Genomic DNA, 20,898 nt, shown 5'->3' on the forward strand with positions numbered 1-20,898 from the left:
AAAATGAAAAAACTACCTATTATCTTATTTTATTTTTTGCTGATTATAGCGTGTAAGGAATCTAAAGAGGCTCCGAAACAGTTAGCAATTAGCACCAGTAAAACAAATGTTTTAGATTTAGATAACAGTAAAGGAATTATTAATTATACCAACAGTCCGTATGTTAAATTAAAAAGTTTAAATATTGGCGATTGTGAATGGACAGATGGTTTTTGGGCCGATAAATTTAAAGTTGCAGAGGAAGTAATGGTGCCTTATATGGGGGAAGTTTTAAAAGGTGATGTTGGTCATGCTTTAAACAATTTTAAAATAGCGGCAGGACTAAAAGAAGGCAAGCATAAAGGGTTTAGTTGGCATGATGGTGATTTTTATAAATGGATGGAAGCTGCAACTTACATATATGCAATTAATAAGGATCCAAAAATTATTGAGGAGTTAGATGATTTAATTGAAATTATAGGAAAAGCACAACTAGAAAATGGGTATTTACAAACACAGATAACCACCAATAAAAATAGAAAACCATTTTCCGAAAGAAAGTATCATGAAATGTACAATAGTGGTCATTTATATATTGCTGCTTGTATTTATTATAGAGTTACGGGGAAAACTAATTTTTTAGATATCGCAATTAAAAACGCAAATAATTTATATGATGTTTTTCAACCTCAATCTGCAGAATTAGCACGTATGGGGTTTAATCAAGTCCAGATTATGGGATTGGTAGAATTGTATAGAACCACAAAAAATAAAAAATATTTAGAGTTGGCAGAAATTTTCATCAATATGAGAGGGAAGTCGAAAGTAAAAACGCATCCATCAGTTAGATATAACAATATTGGTGATATGACACAAGAGAGAACTCCGTTAAGAGAAGAAGATGAAGCTGTTGGTCATGCTGTTTTAGCCTTGTATTATTATGCAGGAGCAGCAGATGTGTATGCAGAAACTGGAGAAAAAGCTTTAATTGATGCCTTAGATAGAATTTGGGGAAACATTGTAGATAAAAAAATGTTTGTTACTGGAGCTTGCGGACAAAAACATGATGGAGGTTCATCGAATAGAGATTTTGTACATGAAGCATTTACCGTAGATTATGAAATGCACAATGCACATGCTTATAATGAAACCTGTGCAAACTTGTGTAACGCCATGTTTAATTATAGAATATTGAATATAAAAGGAGAGTCTAAGCATGCAGATGTTATGGAGTTGGTTTTGTACAATAGTGCCCTTTCTGGTATCAGCTTAAAAGGAGATTCGTATTTCTATACAAATCCGCTAAGAAGAACTGCGAATCATAAAATGGGTGGTACAGATTATCCCGATAGAGTTGGCTATATTCCTTGTTTTTGTTGTCCACCAAACTTAGTGAGAACTATTGCTAAATCTTCTGCTTGGGCTTATAGTTTATCAGAAAACGGAATTGCTACAAACTTATATGGAGCGAATAAATTGGATACAAAATTACAAGATGGATCTGTCATAAAATTAAAACAAGAAACTCAATATCCTTGGGATGGAAACATAAAGATTACAATTGATGAATGTAAAAATGATGCCTTTGATGTACTATTAAGAATTCCAGATTGGGCAACTAGTTTTGAAATTTCTGTAAATGGAAAAACTCAAAATACAGCTGGAAAACCAGGGACTTTTGCAAATTTAAATAGACAGTGGAAAAAAGGAGATGTTATTACTTTAAATCTTCCTATGGATATTAAATTGTTAGAAGGGAATCCATTAATAGAAGAAGTAAGAAATCAAGCAGCTATAAAAAGAGGTCCAGTTGTGTATTGCGTAGAAACGCCAGATTTACCAAAAGGAACTGATATTTTAGATGTGTATTTACCAATAAAATCAAAATTAACAGCAACTTATAAACCGGAATTATTAAATGGAGTTGCTACTATTTCAGGAAATATTAAAATTAGAAAAGATAAAAAAGAAGGAATGTACAGAACATTATCAAATCCAAAATTTGAGAATTATAATGTACAATTCGTACCTTATTTTGCCTGGTCGAATAGAGGTGTTTCAGAAATGAGTGTTTGGTTGCCTTTGGCGATAGATTAATATTATTCTGCTTATGCAAGGTCTTATTTTAACCTTGTAGGTTTAGTAAATAAACTAATTTATTTTCAAATTTTATGCCTACAAGGTTTTTGAAACCATTCAGGATATAAAAAACAACATTAATTAACAATATTAGAGCTGAGAATTAACAAAAATTCATTGATAACCAAAAAAAATATAAAATGTCTAGACTAATTTTAATACTGCTTTTGTGTCTTGGTAATGCTACTGTTTCCCAAGAAAAAACCAAATTTAACGATACACAGTTTGTAGATTTTCTTCAGAATTCCTTGAAAAAAGAGGTGGTAACTGATGCCGTTAGAAATTCTTTTTATAAAGAATCTAGAACATATTGGAAGGATCATAAATTAGATTATAATTTACATCCAGAAAAGTATAAAAAGGCGATGTCTTTGTTTCATCAAAATCAAGATAAATTTAGAAAAACTAGTAATACTATCAGTATAAAAAGGAACGATAGAATTGAAAAAGCAGTTGCTAATTTTCAGAATTTTGATGATAAGAATTCATTTCCAGAAAATTCAATTTTATTTGTTGGTAGTTCTAGTATTGCTGGTTGGAAAACGTCTATTTCATTTCCAAATTTTTCTGTTATTAACAGAGGAATTGGAGGTATGAATATGCATGAAATTATATTTCATTACAACGCACTTATAAAAAAATACAATCCTTCAATTATCGCCATTTATTGTGATATTGATATTGAGCAAGGAAAAGCGCCAGAAGAAGCTGTAGATGTGTTTAAGAAACTGGTAGAGAAGATTAAAGCTGATTTTCCTAAAACACCTATTTTACTACTTTCTATGAAACCTGTAATGGTAGATGATTTTATAGGGAAAGATATCCGCAAGAACAAAGCGATTGCTAATACACAGCTTTTGGATTTTAGTAAAAAAGAAAAAAATGTTTATTTTATTGATTTAGCCACTCCGATGTTGCATGCAGATGGAACATTGAAAACGGATATTTTTATTCAGGATGGAATGCATTTAAATAAATTGGGATATGAAATCTGGAATCCAATAATGAGAAAAAAGATTTTAGAGTTAACAAATAAATAATAAAAGTAATTTTTTATCACATGAAAATAGTTCAATTAATTTTGATTTTAACACTTGCTTTTGGTTGTAAATCGAAAGTTGAAAATCAACAAGAAAAAATTAAGAAAAGACCTAATATCCTCTTTATAGGTATTGATGATTTACGTCCAGAATTGGGTTGTTACGGATCTGATATTGCTGTAAGTCCTAATTTAGATAAACTAGCAACACAAGGATTATTGTTTGAAAATGCGTATTGCCAGCAGGCAATTTGCGGTCCATCTAGAGCAAGTTTATTAACAGGGATTCGTCCTGAAACTAGTGGTGTTTTTCATAATTACATCAAATTTAGAGAAGCAAATCCGGATGTGGTTACTTTGCCACAACATTTTAAAAATAACGGATATGAAACTGTGTATACAGGTAAAATTTTTCATCATGGAGATTTAGATGATGAGAAATCATGGAGTAGATTACCTGCTTTAGATAGTATGAAAGGTGTTAAAAAACCAGTAGGATTTGCATTAAAAAAGAACAATGAAGATCGTGTAAAAACAAAAAAAGAAATGGTTGCTAAATATGGTGCTGTAGCCAAGTATGGTTTAGCTTCTGGTGTTGCTTATGAATCTGCAGATGTTTCTGATAATACCTATTCTGATGGTTATAATACAGAATTGGCTATTGCAACCATGAAGGAGATGAATGCTAAAAGTGATAAGCCTTTCTTTCTTGGATTAGGATTTAACAAGCCACATTTAAATTGGGTAGCTCCAAAAAAATATTGGGATTTATACGATAGAAAAAAAATTAAACTATCAACCCAAACCGAAAGTCCAGAAAACGGAGCAACCATGGGTTTACATCCTTCTTTTGAGCTAAGAGTTAGAAGTGGAATTCCTAAAAAAGGCCCTATTGATAAAGAGTTAGCAATTACCTTAAAACATGCATATTTAGCGTGTGTAAGTTATGTGGATGCTCAAATTGGTAAAATGATTACGGCTTTAGAAAAAGAAGGCCTAAGAGAAAACACAATTATAATTGTTTGGAGTGATCACGGTTGGCATTTAGGAGATATGGGGATTTGGGGTAAAGCAACGAATTATGAGATTGCTACAAGAGTTCCATTATTAATTTGGACTCCAGACATGCCAAAAGGAAGTCAAGGAAAAACAACAGATGCCTTGGTAGAACTGGTAGATATGTATCCTACGTTAGCAGAATTAGCAGGTTTAGAAATTCCTAAACATGTGGAAGGCACAAGTTTTAAACCTTTATTATCGAACCCTGAAATAGCATGGAAAACGGCTGCTTTTAGTCAGTTTCCATCACCTGCTTTAAGAGAATGGGGCGCTTTTCCAATACGACAAGCTATGAGAGAAACTTATTTTGGTCCATTGTTAAAGGAAGTTGAAGAGAAAATAAAACTTCAACAAAAAGATAAATGGGACAGAGATTTGTTTGAAAACAACTTAATGGGCTATGCCATGAGAACTGAACAGTACAGGTTTATTGTTTGGAAAGATAGATTGCATAAAGATAAGGAACCCGTTTTTGTAGAATTGTATGACCATAAAACAGATCCAACGGAAACGAAGAATATTGCTAATGAAAATCCGAAATTAGTTGAAAAATTAATGCTACAATTTAATAAAGGTTGGCAGGGAAATAGGCCTATTTAAAAAACATCTCGCAAAGACGCTAAGGCGCAAATGAATACGTTTTTTTTACGATTTGGTGTAATAATAATGAAAGAGTGAGTTTTATTATTTTGACACATCACTCTTTCTACTCCTGCGCCTTTGGGAGAGAGTTTAATGCTTAACACAAAAACAATATAAAAATGAAAAGAAGAGATTTTTTCAAAAAAGGAGCAACAGCTGCAATAGCGGTGGGAGCAATACCAATGATAGCAACTTCATGCGCAAGTGCAAATGACATGGTGTATGATAGAGAAAATGATAAATGGTATCATTTAGGAACGGGGAAAACAGGGACAAATTCAAGAAAAAAAACAGATGAATATGATGTCGCTGTAATTGGTGGTGGAGCCGCAGGAATTTGTGCAGCAGTTGCTGCGGCAAGAAATGGTTCTAAAACTGTTTTAATTCAGGATAGACCCGTTTTGGGTGGAAATGCTTCAAGTGAAATGTGCGTGCATTTAAACGGAGTAAACAATATAAAAGGAAAAGCAGAACGAGAAACAGGGATCATTGAAGAAATTTTGTTACACAATCGTTTTGAAAATGAGCAAGAAGCTTTTCCTGTTTTTGATCATGTTTTGTACGATTTTGTGGTGAGAGAACCTAACATCACATTAATGCTAAATACCCAAGCCATTGAAGCCGTTATGGATGGAGATAAAATAAAATCTGCAATGTGTTGGCAAGCAACTACAGAAATAATGTTTACTATAAATGCTCCTATTTTTATAGATTGTTCTGGTGATGGATTGTTAGCTGCAACTTCTGGCGCGGAATATAGAACAGGTAGAGAAGGAAAGGCAGAGTTTAATGAAAAATATGCACCAGACGAGCCAGATGGTTGGCAAATGGGGGCAACTTTATTAATGTCTTCTAAAGATATGGGGAAACCGATGAAATATTCTCCTCCTTCTTATGCTATTAAATACACGCATGAAGGTGCAAGTGAAAGGAGGAAATTTGCAGGTTTTCATGAAGGAATTTGGTGGATAGAAGTTGGGAGTGAAGATGATATTATTGCCGAAGCAGAAGTAAATAGACATAAATTAATGGGCTATTTACATGGGGTTTGGGATTATATTAAAAATTCAGGAAAATTTCCGGAAGCGGAAAACTTAGCCTTAGATTGGGTAGGTTCTTTACCCGGAAGAAGAGAATCTCGTCGTTTTGTAGGAGATCATATTTTGTCTGAAAAAGACATGACATAGCACAAACATTTTGAAGATGCGGTTGCTTTTGGAGGTTGGTCTTTAGATGAGCACAATCCTGGTGGAATTGAAAATATTTCTGAGCCACCAAGTTATTTTCATTATCACTTTAAAGAAGTATATCAATTTCCATTTAGAAGTTTGTATTCTAAAAATGTGTCTAATTTATTGTTTGCTGGTAGAAATGTAAGTCAGACGCATATTGCACTTTCTTCTAGTAGAATTATGGCAACGTGTGCTTTGCAAGGTCAAGCGGTGGGGACAGCAGCTACAATTTGTAATAAATACAATGTTTTGCCAAGAGAAGTTGGTCAAAAGCATATTAATGAATTACAAGAGCAATTAATGAGAGATGATGTTTTTATTCCGAAGAGAAATGCAAACGACCCAAAAGATTTGGCTAAAAAAGCAAGTACCATTTTTGGTTCATCTACTTCTTCTGGTGATGCTAAAAATTTAACAAACGGAATTTCGAGAGATATTTACGGAGAAATTAATCACTGGCAATCAGATGGACTTTCAGCTGAAATTCAGGCTGAATGGGAATCTCCAATTACATTATCATCCATAGAAATTAAGTGTGATACCAATGTAAAACGTAATATTATGATGCGTAAAGACAGTAAAAACGACGATTTGTATGGAAACTCCGTTCCTAAAGAAATGTTGAAAGCTTTAAGTTTTGAAGCAAGAGTTAACGGGGGATGGGTAGCATTAGGTGCTATTACGGACAATCGAACACGTTTGATTAAAATGAAGTTTAGCAGCGTAAAAACGACCGCTATTAGAGTAAAAATGACAGAAACTTATGGTGCAGAAAACGTGAAGTTGTTCGAATTGCGTTGTTATGCATAATAATTAAAGACCTCACAGGTTTTTAAAACCTGTGAGGTCTAAAAACACTAACTTTTTTTAGTATTTGATGATAAACTTTGTAAAAACATATTTATGGATATTGCTTCCACTTTTTTTGATTAGTGGCGCTGAGGTTCCTTTAAATTCAACTAAACCCATTCAACATAAAATCGTTGTCAATCATCCTGGGGAAAAGGAATCTGTAGCAGTTATTCTGAATCAGAATGTTGATGAAAACGGACTTCCTACAGATTATTATATGGATGTGCAATCTGTAATTTGTTTAGAGCAAGTTTGCAAAGTTATTCCCGTAAGAATATTTTGGAATAATTTAGGTGAATACCAACGTTATGAATTAGAAAATGGAGCAACACTAGAAAAATATGAAGATGCTATATTTGATCCGGAAGATTATCCGAAATTACACAGTATTCTAGCAAATATAGCATCTCCTTTTAAAGACGTTTATATTGATGAAATACTAACGGTAGTTGATGAACATGGGGATGCAGATGCCGTTTCTGGGGCAACAGCCTTAGAGTTAGATGAAGAAGATACAGTGCCTGGCGCTGCTTTAACGTGTTTTACATTGTGGCATTGGGCATATGGAGAAATTGTTCAGAAAATTAAAGAAATTACAGGTAAGTCGGTAACAGAGCAACAATTAGAAGTTTTTTTGGTTGATGAAAATCACACTTATTTTGATATTGCTTTAATTGATTTAGAACGAAGAAAAAATTATAAAACACCTTTTATCAATAGGATAACCGAAAGAGTTTTAGAAGAAGAATCTCTACTAAAATCAACCTTTTATTATTTAGAAAAGTCACCTTCGAGCATTTATTTTTCTGCCACCAAAGAGGTGTTTGTAAGTGGAGGAACTGCCCAAAAATTAGCGACAATTAGATCTTTAAAATCAATAAATTATAAGGTGCCAACTTCTTATTTGGATCGCTTAAGCAATGATATTCAGAAGTTAAAAACCTATCAAGAAGTTTCTTTTTTTTTAGATTTAATGCAATCTAAAAATCCGAATTCTAAAAAAGTGGTAGAAAACGTTTTTCCTTTATTGAAAGCAGATTTTATAAAAGCTAGAAGAACTTATTGGTTTTTACGAAATCAAAATTTATCAGCAGAACAAAATGAAATTTTAAATAGTTTCAAGAGAAGAAATAAATCTTTGTTGTAATCATCATTTATCTCTTCACTTTTTATAAGTATGGTAATTTTGATATATTAAAAGATATAATTCAGCAATTTCATCTCAGAATAGTACTGTAATTTGCAGTATATTATTAACTGATACTTCAAAAATTTAAATAATGAGATTCATTCAACTATTTTTAGTGCTAGCTATTGCATTTGGTTGCAAGTCTAAGGCCGAAGAAAAAACCGAAATTAAAAAGAAACCAAATATTCTTTTTTTAGCTATTGATGATTTACGTCCAGAATTGGGTGTTTACGGATCGGAAATTGCAATTACGCCAAACTTAGATGCATTGGCAGGAGATGGCTTGATGTTTAATAAAGCGTATTGTCAGCAAGCAATTTGTAGTCCTTCTAGAGCAAGTTTAATGACGGGTGCAAGACCAGAAACGATTAAGGTAATCGAAAATTTCACGTATTTTAGAGATGCAAATCCTGATATTATTACCATTCCGCAGCATTTTAAAAATAACGGATACGAAACTACATATACAGGTAAAATTTATCATAAAACAGCCTTTGCAGATTTAGGAATGTCTTGGAGTAGAGAACCTGCTTATGATAAAATGACAATTAAAAAAAGCAATACTCCGGGTGGTTTTGCAAATCCAGAAAGTCAGGCCATGTTTAAAAAAAACCAGGCAGATATGATTGCTAAGTATGGTAAAGATGCGCCAAGAAATGGTTTAGGAAAAGGACCCGCTTATGAAAATGCAGATGTGCCAGATACTTTTTATGAAGATGGTTACAACGCAGAATTGGCAATTGTAACGATGAAAGATATGTTAGAGAAAAATCCTGACAAGCCTTTTTTCTTAGGAATGGGAATGAAAAAACCACATTTAGATTGGTTAGCACCTAAAAAATATTGGGATTTATATAACCCTGAAGATATTAAATTAACGGATCAAACAAATGCGCCAGAAGGTGGTGCAGCAATGGGATTACACCCTTCTTTTGAGTTGCGTGCTAGATATGGAATCCCTAAAAAAGGGCCTATTAGTGATGAACAAGCAAGAGTTCTAAAGCATGCATATTTAGCTTGTGTAAGTTATGTAGATGCTCAAATTGGTAAAATGATTAACGCTTTAGATGAGGCTGGTTTAAGAGAAAATACCATTATTATTGTTTGGTCAGATCACGGATGGCATTTAGGTGAAATGGGTATTTGGGGTAAAGCAACCAATTATGAAATTGGTACAAGAGTGCCTTTAATTATTTGGACTCCAGATATGAAAAAAGAAGTTAGAGGTTCTAGTACTGATGCCTTGGTAGAGTTGGTAGATATGTATCCTACGTTATCTGAATTGGCAGGTTTAGAATTGCCAAAACATTTAGAAGGACAAAGTTTTGTGCCTTTATTATCAGATCCAAAACAAGAATGGAAAACGGCTGTTTTTAGTCAATTTCCAAATCCAGCTTTAAGAGAATGGGCTGCAAATCCGTTGTCTAAAGGAATGCGTGAAACCTATTTTGGTCCTTTAATTGAAGAGCAAGAAGCTAAAATTAAAAAGCAAGTAGGTTCTAAATGGGACAGAGAAATGTTTGAAAATAACTTAATGGGTTATGGAATGAGAACAGCAAATTATAGATTGATTGTTTGGAAAGATTATACCAAACCAGAAAGTGAGCCTTTGTTTGTAGAATTATATGACCATGTTAAAGACCCTACAGAAACAAAAAATGTTGCTGATGAAAATCCAGAATTGGTAAAGCAATTATTAGTACAGTTTAACAAAGGTTGGAAAGGTAATTTAGCAAAAAATTAAAGGAAACGTAAATGATCATAAACAAAAAGGTTTTTCTATTTGCAATACTTGGGTTAAGTGTTTTTGCTATTGGATGTGTTACACAGTCAAAATCAACTGTAATTACTACAGTGTCTTCAACTTCAAAAGAAAATAATGGACTTACCTTTTCTGAAAAGAGTGGGATTATTCCTTTAGAAGATAGAAATAGAAGAAAGTTTGACAATGCAGTAATTGCAGACTTAGACCAAGATGGATTTTTAGATTTATTATTGACAGAACATTCTAGAAGAGTAGAAATATATTGGAATAATAAAGGTGTTTTTGAATTAGGAGATCCTTTTATTTTTGGAGATACGCATGGAATAGCTATTAGTGATTATGATTTTGACGGACGCGTAGATATTATTGTGCAACCTGGTGGAGGAGATGGCAAAAATCCTAGAAAACCTAGATATTATCATGTCAATAAAGATAGAAGTATAGAAGAAGGTGGCGAGTTTAAGCACTTTGAAAAAGGTAGAGGAAGGGCTGCAAAATTTGTCGACATCAAAAAAGATGGAAAATTAGACTTAGTAACATCAGCTTTTCCTACGTTGAAGGCTTTAAAAAAAGGAAATATTTTATATAGAAATGATGCTAAATCAACCTTTAAATTTAACAGTTACATATCTAACGCAGACAGAATGGGGATGCGTACTACTTTATTAGATTATAATAATGATGGTATTACAGACATACTTTTTCACGGAGGGCGAGAATTGGTGTTGGTTAAAGGTTTAGTTGATGGTTTTGTAGAAGTAACCAAAGAAGTTTTGGGAAGTTTAGCTAATACAAATTTGGTAAACAGTGTTTCGCAAATAGATTATGATAATGATGGAGATTTCGATTTATTTCTAACTCGTTCTAAACATCCTTTTGATGCAGAAAGTGATTATGATGCTGTAAACAAACATTTTTATTTTTTTGCTAGAAGAACAAAATTTGATTACAATAATATTAAAGTAGCAGGCGATTTAAAAATAGAGAATCTACAAATGGCATTTCCTAATTTTGATGTTTATTTAGGTGCAAATAAGAAACTTTGGAAACGTACAGAGGATAATCATGGGCATCAAGATTTAACGGTTACTAGAAAAGAGGCTACAGGATACCCAACAGATACCAAAAAGAAAGCCTTGTATATTGGCTATTTAGGTGATGGAATGTGGAGAATTGGCGGACATACAAATTCACCAACTTCTGCTGTTTTACACAATGTTTTGACTTCACCAGAAATTATTAAGCTAAAAGATTTACCTGCAAAATTGTTAGAAAATAAGGATGGTAAATTTACAGAAGTAACCAAAATTTTAGGAATTAATATTAAGGAACAAACAAGCAGTACTGCAATTGCTGATTTTAATAATGATGGTTGGTCAGATATTTTTGTGTTGCGTTATGGAGAATCATCAAAAGAAACAAAACAGATTTTATATTTAAATCAAGAAGGAAAATCTTTTAAACGCGATGAAAATCACGGAATTATTACCAAAGAATTAGGATCTACTGGTATGGGAGCAGATGCTTTTGATTATGATAATGATGGCGATTTAGATCTTATAGTTTCTAATGAAAGAGGAAAATGGCATTTATTTACAAATGACTATGCATCAAATTCAAATAAATTTGTAACGGTTAAAGTTGGGTATTCTCCTTCTGGTAAAGCAACAGCAACAAGTGCTGTTTTAACGATTAAATCTTGTGGAAAGGTCTACAAAAGAGTTGTTGGTGAAACGTCTTCTTCGTTTTCGCATCCTTTTAATACCTATTTACATGTAGGTTTAGGAACTTGTAATAAAATTGATGCTGCAGAAGTTGTATGGAGCAATGGTGAGAAAGCAACTGTTTCTATAAAAGACTTAAATACAATTTATGAAGTAGGTAGTAAAAGTCCTGCAAAATAATATTCTTCATAAAATTTCAATTTAGGAAGCCTCATTTTTGAGGCTTTTTTTATAATCATTAAACTTAAAAAAAAATACTATGAAAAAAATAACACTGTGCTTATTGTTACTGGTAAGTATCTCTAGTTTTTCTCAGCAAGAAAAAACAATATCCATAGAAAAAAATTACAACAATTGGGTATGGAACGATGTCTATGTTGCTAAAAACAAATACATCAGTTTGGCAGTTGTGCCAGAAGCCGCCGGAAGAATTTTAGAATATAATTTAGGTGATGTTCCGTCTTTGTGGGTAAATCCAAAATTATTAGGGAAGTCTTTTGGAACTTCAGATGAGGTGAAAATGAATGAGTGGCGAAACTTTGGAGGGTATCGATTAGTGCCTTTGCCTATCGAAAACTCATCCATCGATAAAAATGGAAATAAAAGTAATCGTTGGCCACCTCCAGTTGTAATTGGAGATGCTCCTTATCAGGTTTCTATCGGAGAAAATTCCGAAGGAAAAAAAACGATAGAAGTAAAATCTGGAGTGCAAGAATTACCAGTTCCTTTTTATTACGGAAAAGAAAAGAAATTTTTATACCCAGATAAAATAGAAGAGAAAATTCAATATGCTAGAAGTTTGTATATAGAACCCAATTCTAGCTTGGTGTATATCAATCATACCTTAAAAAATGTTGGAGACAAAACAATTAAAAAAGGATTGATGATTTCTAGTCAGCATGTTTCTTGGAGCGATTCAAAATTACAAGACGGACATAATTTTAGTGCTTTTATTCCTTTTTCTGAAGACTTAAAATTACCAAGTGGAGAACAATTTGAAATTTCTGCAACACCACAACAACGCTGGAACTACATTGACAGAAATCGTTTTAAGATTGATAAAAACAATCCGGAGCACATTAAAAAATACTTTAATATAGGAGATAATTGGAAAGGAGAAGTAGCACCTGGAATTTATGAAGTTGAGTATGAATATAACACTATGGCTGGTTTACATATTATATCATCCAAATCTTGGATTTGCTATGTAAACAAAATTACAAACACCGCTTTTGTGAAAATTATGGAACCTTATGATGCGGCTAAAGAATATGACCATGGAATAAATATGGCTATTTTTTGTAGCGGTTTAGAAACGGGATATATTGAAACGGAAGTGAAAACACCTTTATATACACTTCAACCAAAAGAAAGTTTTACATATAAAGAAATACAAGGAGCTGCAAAAATTGAAACTTCCCCTGTTTTAGATGTAAACCTTACTGGCGTTATTACTAAAAAATTACATTTTAATAAAGAAACCAAAAGTTTAGAAGGCTCTTATGGTGTTTTTATAGAAGGACAAGCTGTATTGATTCTTAAAGACAGTAATGGTAAAATTGTAGAAGAGGTAATATTAGAAGAAGTTAATCCATTAAAAGTGCTACAGCTTCGTCAAAAAATATCGGTAGATAAATCTGTAAAGGGAATCGATATTGTAGTAAGAGATTTTAAATCAGTGAACCACGTTTTAGATTCTTTAAAAATATAATTTTCAATAGTATTTTACCATTAGTATAAAATTACCTTTTATATTAATTTAGCATACATTAAGGATAAAATACAGTAATGATAAGATAATTGCCACATATACATAATTCCGATTATACTGTTACTTTGTAGCTGTAATTTTATGTTAAAAAAAGAAAGACTATAAATTAGCAGTTGTTTTTTACCATAAGAGATTAGAGAATCAATCAAGTTCAATTAAGTTCAAAAATTAAATACATGAAAATTTTAAATTTATTATTGAGGAAAGCCAAGGCGGGCAGTTTCTTGCTTTTACTCTTCGCGTTGTTGTGTCAGTTTAGCACTAATGCGCAATCAATTAAGGTATCTGGAACAGTTACTAGTTCAGAAGATCAGGGTCCAATTCCTGGTGTAAGTGTAATTGTTAAGGGAACTCAAAATGGGGTTTCAACAGATTTTGATGGACTTTTCTCTATCAAAGCAAATGTTGGAGATATTTTAGAGTTTAGCTATATTGGTATGATACAGAAAAAACTAAAGGTTAAAAATGCAACAATGAATGTTGTTTTAGATCCTTCTGTAGAAAGCTTAGAAGAAATAGTAGTAATTGGTTATGGTACAGTAAAAAAGAAAGAAATTACAGGTGCAGTTGTTCAAGTAAAAGCAGAAGATCTAGAGAGTATTGTTAGTTCAGATTTAGGAGCTGCTTTACAAGGGCAAGTATCTGGTGTAAACATTGTTTCTTCATCAGAACCAGGAGGAACATCAGAAATATTAATTAGAGGTGTTACTTCATTATCTGGAGACAATACACCTTTATATGTTGTTGATGGAGTGATACAAGATGGAGACCCAAGAATTCCGCCGTCAGATATTGAAACTATTAACGTTTTAAAAGATGCTGCTTCAACCGCAATTTATGGAGTTCGTGGAGCTACAGGTGTAATTTTAATTACTACTAAACAGGGTAAACCAGGTTCTTTACAAGTTAGAGTTAATGCAAGTTATGCTATACAACATAGAAGAGCAGCAGTGCCTTTAATGAATTCTGTAGAGCAAACTTATTTTGATGTTGTTCAAAATAGAAATGTAAATGGTGGTTTTGATGATCAAGTAAGTTTACAGATTTTACAACAACCAAAAACTTTTTTAAATGAAACCAACTTAAGTGATTTAATTTTCACTAATGATGTACCAACACAAGACTATAATATAAATGTTTCTGGAGGTACAGAAGATATTACGTATAATGTTTCTACAGGATTTTTTAGTCAAGAAGGATTACAAATTAATTCAGCATATAACCGTTTTAATATTAGAGCAAGTACAGTTTACGAAAAAAATAAACTAAGAATTCAGTCTAGTGTTTCTATGAATAAAGATACTAGAGATATTCCTCAGGGAAATCTTTTATCACAATCTATTGTGTATAGACCAACTCAAAACGGACTTAATTTAGATAATTTAGATGAATTGTCTCAAGGTGGAGATGATGTAAATAGATTAGGTTGGGTTATTGAGAGTTTAAGAACAACCAATGTATATAAAACTACAAGAGCTGCAGCAACACTTAATTTAAAATATCAAGCTACAGAACATTTAAGCCTTTCTAGTAATTTAGGTTTAACATCTATAAATAGTATTGGTAAAATTTACAGACCTTATCAAGAGATTTATAATAATCAAACACCACCGGTTTTACAAAGTCAACCAGAAGATAGTTTTGTTTCTAACAGAACTCGTTTTACAACAAATACGATAGCAGATTTTGGAGCTACTTATAGCAGAGTATTTAATGAAAAACATGATGTAACACTTACAGCTTTTATAAATGGAGAAAAAAATGAAAGTGAAGCTTTTACAGCAACAAGAAATGGAGCCACTAATGATGATGTTCAGGTTTTAAATGGAGCAACTGGTACTCAGTTTGTTTCTTCTGGAAATGATTATGAGCAAACAAGAATAGGTTTAATAGGAAGACTTCAGTATAGTTATAAAGGAAAATATATTTTAAGTTCTAGTTTACGTAGAGATGGTTCTTCTAAGTTTCCGGTAGATAATAGATGGGGTACATTTCCATCAATCGCATTAGCTTGGAATGTTTCTGATGAACCTTTCTGGGATAAATACAAAAATGCAGTTAATAACTTTAGACTTAGATTAAGTCAGGGTACTGTTGGTGTAGATAGAATTGGAGATTATTTATATTCTGCAGGTATTTCTCAAGATATAAATTACGCAACTTCTACAGGTTCTGTAAGTTTAGGAGCTACTCAAGAAAACTTTGTAAACAGAGTTTTAAAATGGGAAGAAACAACACAACAAAACATTGGTTTCGATTTTGGGTTCTTAAGAAACAGATTAACGCTTTCAGCGGAATATTATCACTCAGATAAATCAAACATGTTATTTCCAGTTTTTATTCCTAATTCAGCAGGTGGTGGTAACAATGCAACTGTAGTTTTAAATGTTGGAGATATGGTTAATTCTGGATTAGAATTAGCGTTAGGTTTTAGAGGGAATATTGGTAATGTTAGATATAGAATGAATGGTACATTCTCTACAAATCAGAATGAAGTTACAAAAATTAGTGGAGATACTAAATTCCAATTAACTACAGATAGTGGTTTAGTAGGTAGAGCACCACAACAATCTAGAGTTACTGCATTGGCAGTTGGTCGTGAGGCAGCAGCTTTTTTCTTATGGAGAACAGACGGAATTTTAGATACAGAAGTAAAACTTGCAGAATACCAAAACAATATTGATAGAAATGCAAGAATGGGAGATACGAAGTTTATAGATCAAAATAATGATGGTGTTTTAGATGAATCAGACAGGGTTTATAGTGGTAGTGGATTACCAGAATATGAATTAGGATATACTTTTAACGCAAACTATAAAAATTGGGATTTTTCAATGAACTGGTATGCTGCATTAGGGCAAGAGATAATGAATGGTTTTGATGCTTGGGCATATGGTTTTGGTAGACATAAAGATCAAATTTATCAATGGTCTCCACAAAATCAAAACTCTACAGTACCAACTTATAGAAACGATGTTACAAGACATAACAACTATTTAGGGTATAGTGATCTTTGGTTAGAAAATGGTTCTTATTTAAGATTAAGACAAGTTTCTATGGGATATAGTTTTCCTAAAAATACCTTAGACAAAATGGGACTTAGCAGATTGCGTTTTTATGTAAGAGCTCAAAACCCATTAACTATTACTAAATACTCTGGTTACAATCCAGAAGTAGGTGGGGGAATACAAGCAAGAGGTTTAGATAAAAATACTGGACCAATATCCTCACAATATATGTTAGGAGTAAACATTAATTTTTAATTTAATATAAACTTATTTGTGATGAAACAATTAATTTTTAAATATTTTATATTCATTTTTACTTTAGGAGTGTTAAGCTCTTGTGATGCAGATGAATTTTTAGAACAAAAGAACCCAAACTTAATATCTACAGATAATTATTGGAGAAATTTAGCGGAAACTCAAACAGGTTTAAATGCTGTTTATCAAACGTTACATAAGCCAGCAATTTTAAATAAGTTTGAAGAAATGTTACGTTCAGATATGGGGTATCCTGGTTATGGACGCCCAAATCCAGACAATACAGAAGATTTCTATTTACATTTATATAATGGAAGTAGTTTGGCAATTTTAAACAAATGGCAAGATTCTTATTTAGGTATTTTTAGAGCAAACCAAGTAATAGAAGCTTTAAATAATATAAAAGAAACAGCAACAGATGAAGCAAATTGGACTTCGCAAATGGCACAAGCACGATTCTTTAGAGGTTTATTTCACTTTTATTTATATACCTCTTTTAATGATGGAAGTATTATAATTAGAGATGCGGTACCTGCTACCAATGAAGATTTTTCAAAAGCATTATCTCCTGCGTCGGATGTAATTAGTTTTGTTAGAGAAGATTTAGAATATGCGTATGCTAACTTGTATAAAAATGGAGAATACCCAGACAATGATTTGGCTAAAGTTACTTCTGGTGCAGCTGCAACAATTTTAGGGACTAGCTATTTATACGAATTAGACTATAGTAAAGCAATGGTTTATTTTGATGATGTAATTAATAATCATGGTTATTCTTTAGAAACAGATTTAACGAAGTTGTTTACAACTGCTGGTGAATTTAATAGAGAATCTATTTTAGAAATTAATTTTTCTGAACAAAACACAAGATTAGATTTACCACCTTGGGATGGAGATTCAGGTACAAACTGGATAAACGTTCGTACAGCACAAACACGTTCTGCAACTGGACCAGCATGGATTGTAAATGCATACAAAACAGAACCTATGGATCCTTTAGATTCTAGAAATTACTATACAGATCCTAATACATCTGAAGTTAGTTTAAGAAGCGTACCATTAAGAAACTCTTCTATGATGGCTGTTGTAGATGACAATGAAACAACGTATTACTTAACAGGAACTACCAGTGAATACGGTAGATTTGGAGGAGCCAATTGGGGCTTCGGTTGGTGGAAAAAGTACACCAATGATGATATTGTTTCTACAGAAAGTCAACTTCCTGGTGGACAAGCATATTCTACTAAAAATGTAACTCTTAATAGATTGGCAGATGTTTTATTAATGCAAGCAGAATGTAAAATAAAAACAGGTGATGTAGAAGGAGCAATCAAATTAATAAACCAGATTAGAAAAAGATGGGGATTGGTGCTTTTAGGAAGACCAAATGGAGATACTACTCGTACGTATGACAAAGAAGATACTGATGCAGAATATACAGCAGATGAATTGATGCAACGTTTAATGAGAGTTGAAAAACCTTTAGAAATGGGAGTAGAAGGTCATAATATAAGATTTTTAGATTTCCAAAGATGGAAAAAATCTGATAACTATGGTTTTAAAGACCGATTAAAAGAATTGTCTGAAGAAGTATATTACGGAGTAGACTTTTCATATACAAAAAGAAGTAACAACCAAACGGTTGATAGAGGGAATTTTCCTCAATTAGTAAACCAATTACCTTCAGGAACTTTTACTACCGTAGATTATGAATATGATACACCATATTTAAATTATGATGAATCTAAAAATGGTACGTATCCTATTCCTTTTGCAGAGGTAAATTCTAACCCAAACATAAATTAAAAGATATATCATGAAAAATATAAAAAAATATATACTTTTCTTCAGTTTACTGGCCTTGCTAAGTTGTGAAGAAGATTCTTATAAAGGGTACACAGCACCAGATGATTTGTCTGATGTTTCATGGCTTATTGGTTTAGATCCAAATAGACCAAATATAGATGCAAAGTTTAAAGTAAACATAGATACTTATATTTCTTTCTTCGATTTATCTCAAGGAGCTACAAGTCACGAATGGATTTTAGAGGATGGAGATCATTTTCTAAAAGATGGTTTCACTTCTAGTGATACCTTATCAAAATTTATTAATGAAGACGTTGGTTTGTCTAGTTCAGAAAGTAAGGCACATGTTTTATTTGGTAAAAGTGGTTTAACTAAAATTAGATTACGAAATAAATTTACTGAGGAAGTAACTCCTAATGTTTCGGAGGATAGAGCAGCATACGTTATAGCAAATTCATCAACAGAAGGTGATGAACATGTAATGGACGTAGAGTTTTTGTTTGATGTTTATGCAAATATTTTACCTGCTTTTTCAGTTTTAAAAGACGGTGCAGAAGTATTAAATGTTACAGAAACGGATATTCCTGATATTAAAGATGAAAGTACTTGGCCAGTTATAGAAGTAGAGGCAGCAACCGGATTAACTTTTGTAGATAAATCTACTACCGGTAGACCTAACAGAGTAACGTGGTTAATTCCAGATGGAGTACCTAGTCAGGCAGGTACTTTGGCAGAATTATCTCAAGATGTAAAGTTTTACAAATTGGGTACCTATAATGCAGGAACCATAAGATCTTTAAGACAAGTACAAACTGTAGACGGAGTAGAAGATAATGCACCAGTTGCTTCTGCTGAAAAAATTATACCATTAAAAGTTAAGGTGATTCAGTCTTCACAACCTTTTGTTTTTGACAAAGCATTAACAGAAAATGAAAATGAAGTAATAGAGTTTAGAGTTACTGGAGAGTTAAAAGCATTTTCTGGAGAAGAAGCTAATTTTACTGTGAATGTAAAAAACGCTGCTAAAGGATTAGATGAAGATTTCACTGTGCAAACAGCTAGAGTAAAAGAAGGTAATGCCACTTTTATTGAGTTAATATTATCCGCGCCTATTTATAATTCTGATGTAATTACGGTTTCTTATAATGGTACAACTATTCTTTCAGCAGACGAAAGAGTGTTAGCTCCTTTTGCAAATCAAAAAGTACAAATGCATTTTGATAACAATGTTTTACCATCAAATTCTTGGGGTAGTTTTGAGCCTGAAGGAGGTGGTGTAAATAATGCTTTTGCAACAGGTAAGTTTTTTATTCCTGGAGGAAATGGGAATGGTCAGTTTGGATCTGGAGAAGAAATTTGGGCACGTAGCACAGATCAAGCTTACGCAGGTGGTGCTAGTATGAGATATAAACTGCCAAATGTTGCTATACCTACTGTAAATCTTTTTGGTTTTGGTTTAGCAGATGGTCCAAATGGTATGCCAGCAGGAACTTACCAAGTGTCTTATTGGGTGTATGTAGAGCCTGGTACAACCTTAACTACTTTTAGAATGGAATTTGGTAATCCTGTTTTAGATTATTTACATTTTGATATTTCAAGTATCGAAAAAGGTAAATGGGTACGTGTTTTTGCAGATGCACCTGCTGTTATTCCGGCAGATTTAACAAGCAGTGATGCAAAAAGAAGAACTACATTAAGAGTTTTAGCAGAAGATAATGTTGGAATTACTACTGCAGAACAGTTGATGTATTTAGATGAGTTAACACTTATTAAATTAGAAGATAGACCATAATTTAAATTAGAAATAATGATGAAAAATATAATAAAATATATTGCCGTTTTTGCAATCGTTTTGGCATTCACTTCTTGTGATGAAGAAAGCAATTTTGAAGAGTCTACGACAGCTTTAACACCAGTATTTACCATTACAGACATTACAGGTAATAATGCCGCTTTTAAAATTAATATATACAAAGAAGTTAGTGTAATTGTAGAATATTCTACAGAAGTAAATTTAGAATCTTATACATCTTCTGGTTTTGCCGATTCTTCTACTGATACTAATTTTGAAGTAGAAGTAAATAAGTTAGAGGGTGAAGCAACTGTAAATTATGTTTTATCTGCAGATAAAACAACAGGAGCAGGAACGTTAACTGTAGACGGAACGACTATTTTTAATGTAAAAGTTTCTGAAGAAGAAGTTTATAATTAATATTATTTTTTAACTTAATAAGAAAGGCTACAGATATCTGTAGCCTTTTTTTGTTTTAACTAAATTATGTTTTTTATTTATCTAAATGATATAAAAGTTATCTTACAAGTATTAAAAATAATTTTTTAAACTTTCTTTATTTACCTTTTAAGTAGGAATTAAAAGGTAATATATGATTTGTTTTAGATAAAAATGAAGCCTACCAAAAACAGCTTATTATTTACTT

Annotated in this window: 11 protein-coding genes and 1 pseudogene; all 12 read left to right on the top strand. The window is 32.3% G+C overall.

Annotated features, from left to right (window positions below; all coding sequences use genetic code 11):
• The first annotated feature begins 3 nt into the window (after nt 1-3).
• The 12 genes and pseudogenes from KV700_RS16030 (at nt 4) to KV700_RS16085 (ending at nt 20,672) form a co-directional block, all read left to right on the top strand.
• Entirely contained in the window at nt 4-2,076 is a 2,073-nt protein-coding gene (locus KV700_RS16030) for a glycoside hydrolase family 127 protein (protein WP_218598502.1), read from the top strand.
• Between the two features lie 182 nt (nt 2,077-2,258).
• Entirely contained in the window at nt 2,259-3,158 is a 900-nt protein-coding gene (locus tag KV700_RS16035; protein ID WP_218598503.1) for a GDSL-type esterase/lipase family protein, read from the top strand.
• A gap of 20 nt (nt 3,159-3,178) precedes the next feature.
• Complete coding sequence (locus tag KV700_RS16040) at nt 3,179-4,816, top strand: sulfatase (RefSeq protein WP_218598504.1); 1,638 nt, start codon at nt 3,179-3,181, stop codon at nt 4,814-4,816.
• A gap of 257 nt (nt 4,817-5,073) precedes the next feature.
• Nucleotides 5,074-6,900: pseudogene (locus tag KV700_RS16045) on the top strand (FAD-dependent oxidoreductase).
• Between the two features lie 100 nt (nt 6,901-7,000).
• Entirely contained in the window at nt 7,001-8,089 is a 1,089-nt protein-coding gene (locus KV700_RS16050; protein WP_218598505.1) for a hypothetical protein, read from the top strand.
• 133 nt (nt 8,090-8,222) lie between these two features.
• Nucleotides 8,223-9,875 carry a sulfatase gene (locus KV700_RS16055; protein WP_218598506.1) on the top strand — a complete coding sequence of 551 codons (1,653 nt, stop codon included), beginning with the start codon at nt 8,223-8,225 and terminating at the stop codon, nt 9,873-9,875.
• 11 nt (nt 9,876-9,886) lie between these two features.
• Complete coding sequence (locus tag KV700_RS16060; RefSeq protein WP_218598507.1) at nt 9,887-11,800, top strand: CRTAC1 family protein; 1,914 nt, start codon at nt 9,887-9,889, stop codon at nt 11,798-11,800.
• Between the two features lie 79 nt (nt 11,801-11,879).
• Nucleotides 11,880-13,331: a hypothetical protein gene (locus tag KV700_RS16065; protein WP_218598508.1), complete on the top strand. Its 1,452-nt coding sequence runs from the start codon at nt 11,880-11,882 to the stop codon at nt 13,329-13,331.
• A 236-nt stretch (nt 13,332-13,567) separates the two neighbouring features.
• Nucleotides 13,568-16,654, top strand: coding sequence for a TonB-dependent receptor (locus KV700_RS16070; protein ID WP_218598509.1), 3,087 nt, complete (start codon nt 13,568-13,570; stop codon nt 16,652-16,654).
• 21 nt (nt 16,655-16,675) lie between these two features.
• Nucleotides 16,676-18,460 carry a RagB/SusD family nutrient uptake outer membrane protein gene (locus KV700_RS16075; protein ID WP_166382812.1) on the top strand — a complete coding sequence of 595 codons (1,785 nt, stop codon included), beginning with the start codon at nt 16,676-16,678 and terminating at the stop codon, nt 18,458-18,460.
• Nucleotides 18,461-18,470: 10 nt separating this feature from the next.
• Nucleotides 18,471-20,252 carry a hypothetical protein gene (locus tag KV700_RS16080; RefSeq protein WP_218598510.1) on the top strand — a complete coding sequence of 594 codons (1,782 nt, stop codon included), beginning with the start codon at nt 18,471-18,473 and terminating at the stop codon, nt 20,250-20,252.
• Nucleotides 20,253-20,267: 15 nt separating this feature from the next.
• Nucleotides 20,268-20,672 (top strand): hypothetical protein, encoded by a 405-nt coding sequence (locus tag KV700_RS16085; RefSeq protein WP_218598511.1) that lies wholly within the window; start codon nt 20,268-20,270, stop codon nt 20,670-20,672.
• The last annotated feature ends 226 nt before the right edge of the window (nt 20,673-20,898 follow it).

Origin of the sequence: Polaribacter sp. NJDZ03, assembly GCF_019263805.1 — a bacterium.
GTDB lineage: Bacteria > Bacteroidota > Bacteroidia > Flavobacteriales > Flavobacteriaceae > Polaribacter.